The sequence below is a fragment of the Kurthia huakuii LAM0618 genome (assembly GCF_000505545.1).
Lineage (GTDB): Bacteria > Bacillota > Bacilli > Bacillales_A > Planococcaceae > Kurthia > Kurthia huakuii.
This window is the reverse complement of the sequence record NZ_AYTB01000016.1, coordinates 47,346-62,430: the sequence shown is the minus strand read 5'-3', so window position 1 is coordinate 62,430 and position 15,085 is coordinate 47,346. Positions and strand designations below refer to the sequence as shown.

Annotated in this window: 14 protein-coding genes; 9 read left to right on the top strand and 5 right to left on the bottom strand. The window is 41.8% G+C overall.

Translation table 11 applies throughout. The annotated features are described in order from the left end of the window. Positions 1-50 precede the first annotated feature (50 nt). On the top strand, positions 51-860 hold the full coding sequence (gene zupT, locus V514_RS0113730; protein WP_029500486.1) for a zinc transporter ZupT: 810 nt from the start codon (positions 51-53) through the stop codon (positions 858-860). A 147-nt stretch (positions 861-1,007) separates the two neighbouring features. Here zupT and V514_RS0113725 read toward each other — a convergent pair whose 3' ends face one another. The 3 genes from V514_RS0113725 to thrC form a co-directional block, all read right to left on the bottom strand. Beyond that, on the bottom strand, positions 1,008-1,658 hold the full coding sequence (locus V514_RS0113725) for an NAD(P)-dependent oxidoreductase (RefSeq protein ID WP_029500485.1): 651 nt from the start codon (positions 1,656-1,658) through the stop codon (positions 1,008-1,010). Between the two features lie 246 nt (positions 1,659-1,904). Next, positions 1,905-2,816, bottom strand: a complete 912-nt coding sequence (gene thrB / locus V514_RS0113720; RefSeq protein ID WP_029500484.1) for a homoserine kinase — start codon at positions 2,814-2,816, stop codon at positions 1,905-1,907. A gap of 1 nt (position 2,817) precedes the next feature. After that, positions 2,818-3,870 (bottom strand): threonine synthase, encoded by a 1,053-nt coding sequence (gene thrC / locus V514_RS0113715; RefSeq protein WP_029500483.1) that lies wholly within the window; start codon positions 3,868-3,870, stop codon positions 2,818-2,820. A 214-nt stretch (positions 3,871-4,084) separates the two neighbouring features. On the opposite strand from thrC, the gene V514_RS0113710 reads away from it, so the two are divergent. The 5 genes from V514_RS0113710 to menC all read left to right on the top strand — a co-directional run bounded on the left by V514_RS0113710 (position 4,085) and on the right by menC (position 10,179). After that, a complete protein-coding gene (locus tag V514_RS0113710) occupies positions 4,085-5,305 on the top strand; it encodes an MFS transporter (protein ID WP_029500482.1) in 1,221 nt (406 codons plus the stop codon). 132 nt (positions 5,306-5,437) lie between these two features. Then, the gene (locus V514_RS0113705) at positions 5,438-6,241 is read left to right on the top strand and encodes an MIP/aquaporin family protein (RefSeq protein WP_029500481.1); all 804 of its coding nucleotides are present in this window, start codon (positions 5,438-5,440) and stop codon (positions 6,239-6,241) included. A gap of 18 nt (positions 6,242-6,259) precedes the next feature. Beyond that, positions 6,260-7,753: a glycerol kinase GlpK gene (glpK, locus tag V514_RS0113700; RefSeq protein ID WP_029500480.1), complete on the top strand. Its 1,494-nt coding sequence runs from the start codon at positions 6,260-6,262 to the stop codon at positions 7,751-7,753. Positions 7,754-7,890: 137 nt separating this feature from the next. Next, on the top strand, positions 7,891-9,060 hold the full coding sequence (locus V514_RS0113695) for a M20 peptidase aminoacylase family protein (RefSeq protein ID WP_029500479.1): 1,170 nt from the start codon (positions 7,891-7,893) through the stop codon (positions 9,058-9,060). Between the two features lie 15 nt (positions 9,061-9,075). Then, positions 9,076-10,179 (top strand): o-succinylbenzoate synthase, encoded by a 1,104-nt coding sequence (gene menC / locus V514_RS0113690; RefSeq protein WP_029500478.1) that lies wholly within the window; start codon positions 9,076-9,078, stop codon positions 10,177-10,179. Between the two features lie 54 nt (positions 10,180-10,233). On the opposite strand, the gene V514_RS0113685 is transcribed toward menC, so the two are convergent. Beyond that, positions 10,234-11,034: a GNAT family N-acetyltransferase gene (locus V514_RS0113685; protein ID WP_029500477.1), complete on the bottom strand. Its 801-nt coding sequence runs from the start codon at positions 11,032-11,034 to the stop codon at positions 10,234-10,236. A gap of 236 nt (positions 11,035-11,270) precedes the next feature. On the opposite strand from V514_RS0113685, the gene V514_RS0113680 reads away from it, so the two are divergent. Then, positions 11,271-12,197, top strand: coding sequence for a manganese-dependent inorganic pyrophosphatase (locus V514_RS0113680; protein WP_029500476.1), 927 nt, complete (start codon positions 11,271-11,273; stop codon positions 12,195-12,197). Between the two features lie 157 nt (positions 12,198-12,354). Here the strand turns inward: V514_RS0113680 and V514_RS0113675 are convergent, their stop codons facing one another. Next, positions 12,355-13,230 carry an SH3 domain-containing protein gene (locus V514_RS0113675; RefSeq protein WP_029500475.1) on the bottom strand — a complete coding sequence of 292 codons (876 nt, stop codon included), beginning with the start codon at positions 13,228-13,230 and terminating at the stop codon, positions 12,355-12,357. 171 nt (positions 13,231-13,401) lie between these two features. Between V514_RS0113675 and V514_RS0113670 the strand changes: the two genes are divergently transcribed. Further along, positions 13,402-14,106 (top strand): DsbA family oxidoreductase, encoded by a 705-nt coding sequence (locus V514_RS0113670; protein ID WP_029500474.1) that lies wholly within the window; start codon positions 13,402-13,404, stop codon positions 14,104-14,106. A gap of 127 nt (positions 14,107-14,233) precedes the next feature. Beyond that, positions 14,234-14,881 carry an FMN-dependent NADH-azoreductase gene (locus V514_RS0113665; RefSeq protein WP_029500473.1) on the top strand — a complete coding sequence of 216 codons (648 nt, stop codon included), beginning with the start codon at positions 14,234-14,236 and terminating at the stop codon, positions 14,879-14,881. Positions 14,882-15,085 lie beyond the last annotated feature (204 nt).

Below are 15,085 nucleotides of genomic sequence, written 5' to 3'. Positions count from 1 at the left end.
CTTTTTTGGTATACTGAAAATAATAAATTTCAATTAGAAGAGGTGACACAGTGGATTCAGCCGTATTATACGCTCTTGCATTAACATTATTTGCAGGTTTGGCGACCGGATTAGGTAGTTTAGTGGCGTTTTTCACGTCACGCACAAATACAAAATTTTTATCATTTGCATTAGGCTTTTCAGCGGGAGTTATGATTTATGTTTCACTTGTGGAAATCTTTGTGAAAGCAAAAGATTCATTAACAGCTGCATTGGGTGAAACACAAGGGTATCTTTATACGGTACTTGGCTTCTTTGGTGGGATGTTGTTGATTGCCTTAATCGACCGCTTAATTCCAAATGCCGAAAACCCACATGAGGTGAAAAAAGTCGAAGCGCTGCAACATGAACCAACAGCTGCTGAATTTACGAAGTTAAAAAAAATGGGTGTGTTTACTGCACTAGCGATTGCAATTCATAACTTTCCAGAAGGTATCGCGACGTTTATGTCTGCTTTAGAAGACCCGCAGCTTGGATTTGCGATTGCGATTGCTGTCGCGATTCATAATATTCCAGAGGGCATCGCAGTGGCAGTACCGCTGTATTATGCGACAGGGGACCGCAAGCGCGCATTTAATTTATCATTTTTATCGGGGCTATCAGAGCCGCTTGGCGCAATCGTCGCGTATTTAATTTTAATGCCATTTTTAACAGATACGATGTTTGGCGTTATTTTCGCCGGTGTTGCCGGGATTATGGTCTTTATTTCATTAGATGAATTATTGCCAGCAGCTCGTGAATACGATGAAACACATACATCGATTTATGGTGTTGTATTAGGCATGGCGGTTATGGCCGTCAGTTTATTATTATTAGCGTAAAAAAGAGGCTGGGACAACACAGTTCATGTTCTTTTTTTAGCGTTCGCCACAAAAAACCGGAATCGCGCCACCGCGCGATTCCGGTTTTTCTTATGCTCATCTGAGAGGGTGTTTTTACACGTGTGTCCCAGGCTCTTTTGATTGCGTTTATAATGGATTTGGAAGGCCTTTTTCAGAGGCGACTGTAAAGCGTTGACGCTTAAACGCGGGTGTTTCCACTTCATCTAATAAAGCTACCGCAAAGTCTGCATACGATACATAGCTATCGCCATCGCTGTTTACTAACAATTTGTCGGTTCCTAAAATATAGTTCCCTGTACGATTCCCTTTTGGATCAAAGAACGCAGAAGGACTAATGAATGTATAGTTGACAGCAGACGCTTGTAAATCTTCCAAGTTTTGACCTTGGTTTGCTGCAGTTGGTACAAACTCTTTCGGGAAATCGGGGGTGTCGATTAATTTAGTCGTTTGATCGTCATCGACATATAAGCTACCAGCACCGCCAACAACAAGTAAGCGCGTGTCGATTGGTGAAAAGATATCAATCAAATGGCGGCCAACAGAAACGTGTAACGCTTCTTTACCTGCTGGGGCACCGAATGCGTTAATGACAACATCAAAATCTTGTACATCACTTGTCGTTAAATCCATGACATCGCCTGCAATAACAGGGATGTCTTTTTGCTCTAATTTTGAAGCATCGCGGACGATGGCTGTGACGTCATGATTACGTTTCGTTGCTTCTTTTAAAATTTTGTTACCTGCTTTACCCGTTGCACCAATAATACCGATTTTCATAATAAAATTCCTCCTAATCATTGTTATCATGTAGGCTACTAGCAAGTGAAATTTATCGCCTAGTGCCCATTGTACTTGTATGTTCCACCAAAGCTTAAAAAAACATAACATAATAGTTTGGTGTACGAAAACATGTTGTCGCTCATTTTAGTAAGCTCATAACAAAAAATTCCCTTGCTTGAAGAAATTAAACATGCTCTTGTTGCACAAAAAAAGAATCGCGCCGTAGCACGATTCTTTAAGCGATTATTTAATTGTTTCATGAACGGTCACTTGCACACCTTTTGTATCGACATGAACGGCTTTGATGTCGTAAGTCGGGAACAACGGCTTCATTTTTTCAACGAATGCTGTGACGTTTTGAGGCGTTAAGAGCGAGATGACTGTAGGACCTGCACCGCTAATTGCTGTGCCATATGCGCCAGCATCTTTCGCTGTTTGACGGATTTCATGATAGTTCGGGATTAAATTGGCACGGAATGGTTCATGGAATAAATCATGCTCCATAAATTTACCGGCGCGTTTATAATCTTTCGTTAATAAAGCAGCTGTTAACATGTTAGCATTTGCGCTCGCATGAACGGCATAAGCTTTATCATATTGAGCAGGCAATACTTTGCGCGCTTCAGATGTTTTTAATTCAACATTTGGAATAAATACCGCAAAGGCTGCTTGAACGTCTTGTGTATGAATCAGTTCAAGGTCGCCATTGGGTAAGCTAGCACCGATTGTTAGACCGCCACAAACAGATGCTGAAGCATTGTCTGGGTGCCCTTCAATACGAGAAGCGAGTGTATATTTCTGTTCTAATGTTAACTTTAAATCACATACTTGGTTGGCAACTTCAATGCCGGCAACGATAGCAGAGGCAGAGCTACCAAGGCCACGTGCAAGCGGTAATTCACTTGTCATGACGATTTTACAACTAGGTACCTCAGCGTTAAAGCGCTCTGCTACTTCTTTTGCGACCGTATATACGAGATGATCTTCTACAGTAAATTTTTCTGGAAGGTGAACGGAATGATGTTCAAATTCCCACTCATCTTGTAACGTAACGTCCAATTTTAAATAAAGACCGAGCGCTAAGCCAATGGAGTCAAAGCCCGGACCTAAGTTGGCTGTACTACCAGGTACTGTGATGGACCATGTCTTAGTCATCTTACAGTACGCTCTCGATATATTTACGGATTTCATGTTCATCATTTGGAAGTGATACCATTTCGACTGTAGAAGCTTTTACTGCTGTATCAGGGTCTTTTAAGCCGTTACCCGTAAGGACTGCCACCACTTGGCTACCTTTTGGAATTGAGCCGTTTTCAACAGATTGGATAACACCAGCGATTGATGCTGCAGAACCAGGCTCTGCGAATACGCCTTCTTTGGCAGCGATTTGACGGTAGGCGTTTAAGATTTCTTCATCTGTAACGGAAGCGATTTTACCGTTTGATTCGTCGCGTGCTGCTTCAGCTAATGTCCAACTTGCAGGGTTACCGATACGAATTGCTGTTGCGATTGTTTCAGGTTGAGCGATCGGTGCGCCTTGAACGATTGCCGCAGCACCTTCCGCTTCGAAACCGAACATTTTAGGTAGACGAGTACCTTTTTTCTCATTATATTCTTTAAAGCCTTTCCAATATGCGCTAATGTTACCAGCGTTCCCTACAGGAATAGCAAGGATATCTGGTGCGTCACCTAATTGATCACATACTTCAAAGGCAGCCGTTTTTTGACCTTCAAGACGGTATGGGTTTACTGAGTTTACAAGTGCTACGTCTGTTGTTTCGCTAATGTCGCGAACAGCTTGTAACGCTTCGTCGAAGTTCCCGTCAATTTCGATAATTTTTGCACCGTACATATAAGCTTGTGCTAATTTACCAGCAGCAACTTTGCCTTTTGGAATAACAACAAGCGCTTGGATACCAGCGCGAGCAGCATATGCAGCAGCCGCAGCAGATGTGTTACCAGTTGATGCACAAATGACGCATTTGCTACCTTCTTCAATAGCCTTCGCAACTGCCATAACCATCCCGCGGTCTTTGAATGAACCTGTTGGGTTTAAGCCTTCGAATTTTACGTGTAGTTCAATACCTAGCTCTTTAGAAAGTGTTTCTAAATGAATTAATGGTGTGTTACCTTCGTGAAGTGTTAGAGCTGGTGTGTTTTCTGTGATTGGTAAGTATTCTTTGTAATTGTCTAATAAGCCTTTCCACATATGCAATGATCTCCTTTTGTTCGCACTGAATAAACAGTTGTTTTTCTATAAAAGACATTTTACCGTTAATTCTTCCTATATTCAATAGAATCTTTTATATTCCTCTAGAATATCATAAATTTTCCGAACAATTTGAAAAAACAGAGGTATTGTCACAAAAATAAAATAAGTGTATATTATGCGTATACTAATGACAAGACAGGTGGAAAATTCAATGACAACAAAAAATGGAACAGCAGCAAAGCCGATGTCGCGCAATCGTTTATTAGCAACGGCAGGCGTCGGTTGGCTCTTTGACGCGCTAGACGTAGGGATTTTATCGTTCGTTGTCGCTGCGCTCGCTGTAGACTGGAATTTGACGCCAACAGAGATGGGCTGGATTGGTAGTGTCAACTCGATTGGCATGGCGGTCGGCGCATTCGTTTGTGGGATTTTAGCCGACAAATATGGCCGTAAAAATGTCTTTATGTGGACGCTGTTAATTTTCTCACTTGCGAGTGGTTTATCAGCATTTACAACGACGTTGACTGCCTTTTTAATTTTACGCTTTATTATTGGTGCAGGGCTTGGCGGTGAGTTGCCGGTTGCATCGACGCTCGTATCAGAAAGTGTCGCACCACATGAACGTGGACGTATCGTTGTATTACTAGAAAGTTTTTGGGCAGCTGGTTGGATTATTGCAGCAGTTATTTCTTATTTTATTATTCCAGAGTATGGCTGGCGCGTGGCGTTAGTGCTAACTGCAATACCAGCGTTGTATGCGGTATACTTGCGCATTAAGTTACCCGATTCAAAAAAATACGAGGCGTTAGCAAAATCACAACGCCCAAGTGTCATGCAAAACATTAAAACAGTGTGGACGAAAGAATATGCCCGTGCTACAACGATGTTATGGGTGCTATGGTTTATGGTCGTGTTCTCATACTATGGCATGTTCTTATGGTTACCAAGTGTCATGGTCATGAAAGGCTTTAGTTTAATTCAAAGTTTTGAATACGTGTTAATTATGACATTGGCACAATTACCAGGTTACTTTACAGCCGCATGGTTCATTGAAAAAATGGGGCGTAAATGGGTGCTTGCTGTTTATTTATGCGGTACGGCACTTAGCGCACTTGCATTCGGCTTTGCGACCGATGCGACGATGCTTGTCGTGTTCGGGATGTTATTATCATTCTTCAACTTAGGTGCTTGGGGAGCGATGTATGCGTACACACCTGAAAATTATCCGACCGTGATTCGCGGTACAGGTGTAGGGATGGCCGCGGCTGTTGGTCGTATTGGCGGTATTATTGGACCGCTTCTTGTTGGGTCACTGACAGTAGCTGGCTATGGATTAGGACCAATCTTTACGATTTTTGCGGTAGCGATTGCCATTGCTGTTGTCGCCGTACTCGTACTTGGGAAAGAAACGAAGCAATTAGAAATTGATTAAATGACAGAGGCTAGCTTAACGCTATGCCTCTTTTTTTGTCGTTAAAACGTTATTTTTTTAACCATTTATGTCTTTTAAACCCAAAATAAGGGTATTGAATGAAGGAAAATTTTGTTCAAAAGGAGGAGTAAGATGTCTACGTTTACAGCTGAAGTAGTTGGTACAATGATGCTAATTTTATTTGGTGGCGGCGTTGTAGCTGGTGTATCACTTCACAAGTCAAAAGGCTTTGGCGCTGGCTGGGTTGTGATTACATTTGCTTGGGGTTTAGCCGTAGCGATGGCTGCCTATGCAGTTGGTAGTATTAGCGGTGCACATTTAAACCCAGCACTGACAATTGATTTAGCGTCTATTGGTAATTTTCCGTGGGCAGATGTACCACTGTATATTTTGGCGCAGGTGCTCGGCGCATTTTTAGGTGCTGTCATCGTCTACTTTGTCTATTTGCCGCATTGGAAAGGCACAGAAGACCCAGGCGCAAAGCTTACCGTATTCTCGACAATGCCGGCAATTAAGCATCCATTCTCAAACTTGATTGCTGAAATGACCGGTACATTTGCACTTGTGTTAGGAATTCTCGCATTAGGAACGAATGAAATGACAGATGGCCTCAATCCGTTTCTAGTCGGGATGTTAATTGTTGTCATTGGTATGGCGCTTGGTGGGCCAACGGGATATGCGATTAATCCAGCACGTGACTTAGGGCCGCGTATTGCCCATGCCTTGTTGCCGATTCCAGGGAAAGGTTCTTCTGGCTGGTGGTACGCTTGGGTGCCGATTGTCGGTCCGATTATTGGAGGCGTTTTTGGTGCGCTATTTTTTAAACAAGTTTTCGAAGGAGAAAATTCACTGGCCTTTTGGCTTGTCGCTATTATTGTAGTTATTATTTTTATCGGAGCACAACTGACTGTTAAACATGCACAAGAAGATTATTAAACGTGGAGGAGATTTTTCATGACAAACAAATTTATTATGGCATTAGATCAAGGAACAACGAGCTCGCGTGCCATTTTATTCGATGAGGATGGCAAAATTTTTCATACGTCGCAACAAGAATTTAAGCAATATTTTCCGCAATCGGGTTGGGTAGAGCATGACCCTGAACAAATTTGGAGTTCGATTTTGTCGGTCATTGTTGGTGTGTTATCAGAGAAAAATATTAGTGCCACGCAAGTAGTCGGTATCGGGATTACGAACCAACGTGAAACGACCGTTGTGTGGGATAAACATACAGGAAAGCCGGTTTACAATGCGATTGTTTGGCAGTCGCGTCAAACAGCTGACATTTGCGATGAATTGCGCGAGGCAGGACATTCTGACATGGTGCGTGATAAAACCGGGCTCTTAATCGATGCTTATTTTTCTGGAACAAAAGTAAAGTGGATTTTAGACCATGTCGAAGGCGCGCGTGAAAAAGCTGAAGCCGGTGATTTGTTATTTGGTACGATCGACACGTGGATTATTTGGAAACTAACGAATGGCGAGAAGCATGTCACCGATTATTCGAATGCTTCGCGTACGCTCATGTACAACATTTATGATTTACAATGGGACGATGAGTTGTTAGCGATGTTAACGGTACCAAAGTCGATGTTGCCGGAAGTAAGACCGTCATCAGAAGTGTATGGCCATACGGCATCAAAACATTTCTTTGGTCAGGAAGTACCGATTGCGGGCATTGCCGGCGATCAGCAGGCAGCGTTATTTGGACAAGCTTGTTTTGAACAAGGGATGGTCAAAAATACGTATGGTACCGGCTGCTTTATGTTGATGAATACCGGTGAAAAGGCTGTGCGGTCCGAGCATGGACTTCTTACAACGCTCGCGTGGGGCATTGATGGCAAAGTAACTTACGCCTTAGAGGGCAGTATTTTCGTTGCCGGATCGGCGCTTCAGTGGTTGCGCGACGGTTTACGGATGTTTAGAGATTCAGCCGAGAGCGAGCAATATGCGACACGAGTTGAATCAACAGAAGGTGTTTATATGGTACCAGCATTCGTTGGGTTAGGGACGCCGTATTGGGATTCTGATGTGCGCGGGGCCTTTTTTGGTCTAACACGTGGTACGACAAAAGAACATTTCGTACGCGCAACGCTTGAATCATTAGCTTATCAAACGAATGATGTGTTAGAGGCAATGGAGGAGGATTCGGGCATTCCACTAGGGCGTTTACGTGTTGATGGTGGTGCCGTAAAAAATGATTTCCTCATGCAATTCCAAGCAGATTTGTTAAATGTGCCGGTTGAGCGTCCCGAAATTAATGAAACAACAGCGCTCGGTGCGGCGTATCTTGCAGGACTTGCGGTTGGCTTCTGGGAATCGCAAGAAAAAATTGCAGAGTATTGGAAGCTTGAAAAAGACTTTGAACCACAAATGGCTGAAGCGGATGCTGCAAAACTTGTTGAAGGTTGGCATAAGGCAGTTAAAGCTGCACAAGCATTCAAATAAACTAGCTGTAAAGGACGGTGCTGTGCTTATCACTGTCCTTTTTTGCTGTTTTACGAACGATGCCATCGCGTTATAATTTACGGATAACGGGTACAGGTAAAAAAGCACTTTTTTTATACAAAAAGGATGGGATGAACATGATTAGGCAAGCATATTTAGACGCATTAGAGCCAAGGCTATTAAATCTTTTTGAATACTTACATGAAAATCCAGAGCCAAGTTGGGAAGAATGGGAAACGACGAAATATTTGGCACAGCTATTAGCAGATGAAGGGTATGAGCCACAGCTATTTGAAAATTCACCTGGGTTGTATGTTGAAATTGGAAGTGGAGCGCCGGTCATCGGATTGCGGACAGATATTGATTCGTTGTTCCAAGAGGTCGATGGTGTACATAAAGCCAATCACTCTTGTGGGCATGATGGACACATGACGATGGCAGTTGGCGTGCTCCTTATGCTAAAGAAATTAAAAGAAACACAAGACTTTACGTTGCAAACAGGCGGTACGATTCGCGTTATTTTCCAACCTGCAGAGGAAAAAGGGAACGGCGCACTCGCAATGGTAGAACGTGGCTTGATTGATGATATAGACTATTTATTTGGTGTGCATGTACGCCCTATTCAAGAGCTTCCGGTCGGCCAGCATTCTCCAGCGCTGTATCACGGTGCATCGATGATGGTGCAATGTGAGATTTATGGCGAAGAAGCGCATGCCGCACGCCCACACTTAGGAAAAAATGCGATTGAAATTGGCGGGAGTGTTATCGAAGCGCTAAAAACAATTCGCGTAGATACACGTATTCCGTGGTCTGTTAAAGTCACAAAATTCTCAGCGGGTGTTGGTCATGGTAATACGATTCCAGGAAAAGCGGTCCTGACGATGGATGCACGCGCGCAAACAAATGCGGCAATGGAGCAATTAGATGTAGGGATTCAGCGCGCGATTCGCTCGATTCGTGAAATGTACGATGCACAAATCAATGCAAAAGTGATGTTAAATATTCCAGCGGCAGAAGTAGATGACGAGGCAGAGGAAATTTTACGCCGCTCCATCGTGCAATCGGTTGGCGATAAGCATTTAGCAGAACCTGTTGTGACACCAGGCGGTGAAGATTTCCACTTCTATACGAAAATGCGCCCTAACGTGAAAGCGGCGATGCTCGGGCTTGGCTGTGGCGTGACGCCTGGATTACACCACCCACACATGAAGTTTGATCATGCCCAATTAATTAATGGCGTAGAAATTTTAACAAATACGGTCATAAATGCGATGCAATATGCGAAAATGAATGCGATGAATGTATAAGGGAAGTGAAGCATGATGCGCATAGAAAAAATCGTCTTACGTCAAATGAATATGACGATGAAGTCACCATTTACAACGAGTTTTGGTTCTGTTCAAGAAAAGCGCTTTTTAATTGTGGAAGTGTATGATGAGCTAGGAAACTGTGGTTATGGTGAAGGAGAAGCCTTTGAAGCACCGTGGTATACCGAAGAAACAACCGCGACATGCTGGCATATGATTGAAGAATTTTTAGCACCGATTTTACTGAATCGCGATATTGAGCATCCGCGTGAAGTCACGAAATTTTTTAAGCCTATTCGTCGCAATATGATGGCGAAAGCGGCTGTTGAATGTGCCGTATGGGATGCGTATGCAAAGCGATTACACAAGCCATTATGGCAAGTACTCGGCGGGACACGTGAAAAAATCGCCGTTGGTGTTAGCATCGGACTGCAGCCAACAATGAGCCAGCTTTATGACAAGATTGATGCGGCGCTAGAAGATGGTTATGGGCGCCTGAAAGTGAAAATTAAACCAGGGAATGACGTGAAGCTGATTCGCGCGATTCGTGAGCGTTATCCAGATGTGCCGTTAATGGCTGATGCCAATTCGGCGTATACATTGGCGGATATGGCTACGCTGCGTCAATTAGATGCCTTTCATTTGATGATGATTGAGCAGCCGTTAGCAGCCGATGATATTTTAAATCATGCGAAGTTGCAAAAGGAGCTTATGACACCTATTTGCCTTGATGAGAGTATTCATTCTTATGAAGATGTCGTAACGGCAATCGAATTGCATAGTTGTGGTGTCATTAACGTGAAGCAAGCGCGTGTTGGAGGCTTAGAAGAGGCTCGCCGTATTCATGACTTATGTTTGCAGCATGGCATTAAAGTATGGTGCGGAGGAATGTTAGAGTCTGGTATTGGTCGCGCCCATGCAGTCGCGTTAACGTCGCTTGAAGGGTTTACACTACCGGGTGATACAGCGGGGTCGAATCATTATTGGCATGAAGATTTGATTGAGCCAGTTGTTGATGTCGAAGGTGGTTTTGTGCATATGCAAGACGCACCGGGCATTGGCTATACGGTAAATCGCGCACGTTTGGATAAATATACAGAGCGTCAATTGGAATTATAGTCGCTGTGGATAACTAAAAAAGAGGTAAGAGCCTGGGAGGCTCTTACCTCTTTTTTAAAGTGATTTGCTCATAATTAATTCGTTTTCAAAGCGGTCCTCAATTAAAATGGCATCATGACATTCGCCTTCTACGACGTAATTAAATTTTTTAAACAATGCGATGGCCGCCTCGTTTGTTTTGGCAACATTTAATTCTAGACGACGTAAGCCGTTATTCGCTGCCCATTCTTCTGCACCAACCATTAATTTCGTTCCAATGCCTTGATTCGTATGTTCATCTAAAAGGCCAATTGTTAAGGTTGCACGATGCTTTAAATACGGAGAATCATAACCTTCTAAAAATAAATAGCCACCAATTTCGCCGTTTACAATCGCGAGTAACATAATAGACGTATTCGCAATTTTCCACTCAGCAATGCTTTTACGCAAGCTTTGTACAGAATATTTTTGATGCTGTTGGCCATACGGATATTTAAACATTTTCAGCGATAATTGCTCTCCTAAAAAGACAATATCGCGCGCATCATCTAATTCTGCCTGTCTAATAATGAATGGATAGGCGTTCGTATTATTCGTTGTTTCGGCTGTATTTTCATATTGCACAGGCTTTTGAAAAGTTACATAATAACCGGGTTGTACCGCGGTTACTTGATAACCATTTGCTGTCCACGCAAGAAAATGTTTCAGTGGTGATTTTGTTTTTTGCCACCAGCTCTTATTTAAGTAAGACGCATTGGGCAATTTTTGACCGATAATGTTTTCAATTTCAGTGAACGACAGTTGAATACTCGACTGCTCTGTAGACTGAAAATAATTTGATAAAGGAATATATTTCTTTTCAATCTTCTGTTCCAAAATGACACCTCTTTAAATTAAAAAAGCTCAATATATCAGAATCGTACCATATTTTCGTGACTAATGGATGTAAAAATATGAAAAAACTTCTCGTAAATCATTAAAAAAATGAGGGATTTGTTAAAAAATGAATATAATAGTAAATCACTATGTTTTAAAGCAGGAACGTTCTTTTTCGCGAATAATTATGGTAAAATGAAGTCGGTAAAAAGCAAATAGTAGGAGGAATTTTAGACATGAGTAAAGTTCTTGTTTTCGGACACAAAAACCCAGATACAGATACAATCACATCAGCAATCGTATATGCATACCTTAAAAATCAATTAGGCGTAGAAGCCGAAGCGGTACGTTTAGGCGAACCAAATGATGAAACAAAATTCGCGTTAGAAAAATTCGGCTTTGAAGCACCTCGCTTCGTTGAAAAAGTAGCTGCAGAAGCAAGCGAAGTTATCTTAGTTGACCATAACGAATTCCAACAATCAGCGGATGATATCGCTGACGTAACAATTACAGAAGTAATCGACCACCACCGTATCGCAAACTTCGAAACAGCAGCACCGCTATACTACCGCGCTGAGCCAGTAGGTTGTACAGCAACAATCTTAAACAAAATCTTCAAAGAAAATGGCATCGAAATCCCTGCAAACATCGCTGGTTTAATGGTATCTGCGATTGTTTCTGATACATTATTATTAAAATCACCAACTTGCACAGAGCAAGATGTGAAAGCTGCAAAAGAACTTGCGGCAATCGCGGGTGTAAACTTAGATGAATACGGTCTAGCAATGCTTAAAGCTGGCGCTGACCTTTCTGATAAAGCATTGGAAGATTTATTAAGCCTTGATGCAAAAGAATTCGACATGAACGGCAAAAAAGTAATCATCGCACAAGTAAACGCAGTTGACGTAAATGATGTACTTGGTCGCCAAGACGAATTAACAGCATTATTAAACAACGAAGTAGCAGCGAAGGGGTTAGACTTATTCTTCTTCGTTGTAACAGATATTTTAAACAACGATTCAGTAGCGGTACCAGCTGGTGCGTTCATCGCAGAATCTGCTAAAGCATTCAACGCAGCTGTAGAAAATGGTCAAGTAGCATTACCTGGCGTTGTTTCTCGTAAAAAACAAATCGTACCTGTATTAACAGAACAATTTGCTTAAAAAATAGCATACTAAAAAGAGGCTGGGACATACGTGTAACAACACCCTCTCAGATGAGCATAAGAAAAACCGGAATCGCGCTGTGGCGCGGTTCCGGTTTTTCGTTGCGAACGCTAAAAAAGAAAAATGAACTGTTTTATCCCAGCCTCTTTTTTTGTTATTGTAAACTACCGACGCGGCTACTAATATAACCGATTTCGCCTGTAGACGAATACACTTCGTACCAATCACGGCCATTGTCAGGGAATGTGTATCCGGTATAGTCAAAGCGCTCCCCTTTAGAGGCTTTTTCGATAATCGCTGATGTATCATCTTTGTCTGTATTGTAGCGAATATTCGCTTCATTCGCCGTAACGACCACGACACTATAATTGTTCGAAGAGCTTGCTGCTAACGAGCCAGAGCCTATTGTTGTAAGCGACGCGACTTTTTGGCTGACATAGCCAACGGTACCATCATCAAAGACAACTTCAAGCCAAATGCGACCATCATTTTTTGGGTAGCTATAGCCCGTATAGGCAATGGTGTCGCCGGCATTGCCGGTCGCAACAATCGTGCTTGTTGTCGAAGTGTCCATGCGAATATTCGTGCCGTTTTCAAGTAGACGAACATACCCTGGGGTGCTTGAGGAGACATTGCCGACTTTTTGACTGATATAGCCGATGCCAGATGAGCCGTAGCGCACTTTTAACCATGTACGGTTATCGCTCGTTTGTACTTTTTCATGTAAATACTCAAAAACATCGCCACTTTTAGCACTTTTGACAATGGAGCTATTGATGTCTGGTGACTTTCGAATATTCGCCTCTCCAGAAGCTTGCACGTAATCGCCGGAATTGTCTTGAATGATTTGTGAAGACGGCGCTGATTTAGGTGTTGAAGGCGCTTGTGTAGAAGTTTGCTGTGTTGTCGTTTGGGTTGTTTGTGGTGCTGCTTGCTGTTGTTCTTCATTTTTTTCAATCGAAATATTATAGGAACCACAAGCCGTTAGTAAAGAAGTAGATAATAGTAGTAAAGGAATTTTATATTTCATATTAAAACCTCTTTTTTAAGTATTTTTATCTATTAGCTGTTATGTGAATTATAGAATATTTTCATATATATGTAAATATGCTAGTTATTCTTTAGTTGAAAAATACCCCCATGAGCATTTTATGTGCATTGTTTTATAAATCTCTATACAATTACGCTGAGGTGAAGAAAAATGAAAATTCAAGTATGGTCAGATTATGTATGTCCATTTTGTTATATTGGTAAACGTGAATTAGAAAATGCATTAAAGGAAACAGGTTTTGATAGTCAGGTAGAAGTGGAGTACAAAGCGTATCAGCTAGATCCAACGACGCCGGTAGAAAACAATGAAAAATTCCAAGAAACGTTAGCAAAAAAATACGATATGACACCAGAGATGGTTCAACAACAAACAGAAGGCATTAAAGCACGTGCAGCACAAGTTGGTTTAGATTATCACTTTGAAGATATGTATAATGAAAATACATTCAAAGCACATCGTCTAGCAAAATATGCTGCAACCGTTAATAAAGAAAAAGACATGACAGAGCGCTTATTAAAAGCTTATTTTGTTGAAAACCAACGTATCGGGAATGAAGCGGTATTAGTAGCACTCGCAAAAGAAGTAGGACTTGAAGAAGAGGCTGTAACAGCAGCACTTCAACAAGAAAGCTTTGCAACGGAAACATTAGCAGATATCGAAGAAGCACAAAAAGTAGGCGTGCGTGGCGTACCATTCTTCGTTATTAACGAAAAATATGCGATCTCAGGTGCTCAACCAAGTGACGTATTTAAGAAAGCAATTCAACAAGTTGCCGACGAAGAAAATTTAACACCAGCGCTTAAAATGTTTGGTGACGAATCAGCAACTTGCGATGGCGATAATTGCAAACTTTAAAATTCGGTCAAAAGTCTGAGTATTTTATAGTTGATTATTTTCGGTTTTTTAATTAGAATTAGAGTATCTTAAATTTGAGATAAATAATTTAACAATAAATATTAACTAGATAAAGGGAGATTTTATTTTGACAAACGTATTAGTAGTAAAAGCTAACAACCGCCCAGCGGACCAAGGTGTATCATCAAAAATGTATGAAGTATTCATGAACGAATTAGAAGGTAAAGCAGGCGTAAACGTTTCAACATATGACGTATTCGCAGAAGATATGCCTTACTTCGGTCAAGATGTATTTGATGCTTACGGTAACTTACAAGCTGGTAACGAATTAGAAGGCGTACAAGCGCGCGTAATGGCAGCTCAAAACAAAGCACGCGAAGCTGTAACAAATGCAGATGTAGTTGTATTTGCATTCCCATTATGGAACTTAACAATTCCAGCAGCATTACAAACTTTCGTTGACTACACTTACGCTTCAGGCTTCTCATTCAAATACAATGAGCAAGGTCAATTAGTATCATTATTAACTGACAAAAAAGCAGTATTATTAAACGCTCGTGGCGGTATTTACTCAACTCCAGAAACTGCAGCAATGGAAATGTCAGTAAACTACATGAAAGCTGTAGTAGGCGGCGTATACGGTATGGAAATCATCGATGAAGTAGTTATAGAAGGTCATAACGCAATGCCAGCACAAGCTGAAGAAATTAAAGCAGCTGGTTACGAAGCAGTTAAAGCAGCAGCAAACAAAGTAGCATCTCTAGTAGAAGCTTAATAAATGCATGAAAAAGAGGCTAGGATTTTTCCTAAGCCTCTTTTTTTTATGTAAAAAATGAATGAGCGCAAGTACGATAAAGGCAACAGCACCTAATAATGCGACAATGCGCACCGTCTGCTTGTGCAAAGGGCAGCATGATTTTTTCAGGCATCCACCGAACAAAGAACAAGAGAATCGCAAGGGTGACAAAAATGGTCGCCC

Coding starts and splice junctions, on each gene's coding strand:
- V514_RS0113725 (WP_029500485.1), bottom strand. CDS start 1,658: ATGAAAATCGGTATTATTGGTGCAACGGGTAAAGCAGGTAACAAAATT.
- thrB (WP_029500484.1), bottom strand. CDS start 2,816: ATGACTAAGACATGGTCCATCACAGTACCTGGTAGTACAGCCAACTTA.
- thrC (WP_029500483.1), bottom strand. CDS start 3,870: ATGTGGAAAGGCTTATTAGACAATTACAAAGAATACTTACCAATCACA.
- V514_RS0113710 (WP_029500482.1), top strand. CDS start 4,085: ATGACAACAAAAAATGGAACAGCAGCAAAGCCGATGTCGCGCAATCGT.
- V514_RS0113705 (WP_029500481.1), top strand. CDS start 5,438: ATGTCTACGTTTACAGCTGAAGTAGTTGGTACAATGATGCTAATTTTA.
- glpK (WP_029500480.1), top strand. CDS start 6,260: ATGACAAACAAATTTATTATGGCATTAGATCAAGGAACAACGAGCTCG.
- V514_RS0113695 (WP_029500479.1), top strand. CDS start 7,891: ATGATTAGGCAAGCATATTTAGACGCATTAGAGCCAAGGCTATTAAAT.
- menC (WP_029500478.1), top strand. CDS start 9,076: ATGCGCATAGAAAAAATCGTCTTACGTCAAATGAATATGACGATGAAG.
- V514_RS0113680 (WP_029500476.1), top strand. CDS start 11,271: ATGAGTAAAGTTCTTGTTTTCGGACACAAAAACCCAGATACAGATACA.
- V514_RS0113675 (WP_029500475.1), bottom strand. CDS start 13,230: ATGAAATATAAAATTCCTTTACTACTATTATCTACTTCTTTACTAACG.
- V514_RS0113670 (WP_029500474.1), top strand. CDS start 13,402: ATGAAAATTCAAGTATGGTCAGATTATGTATGTCCATTTTGTTATATT.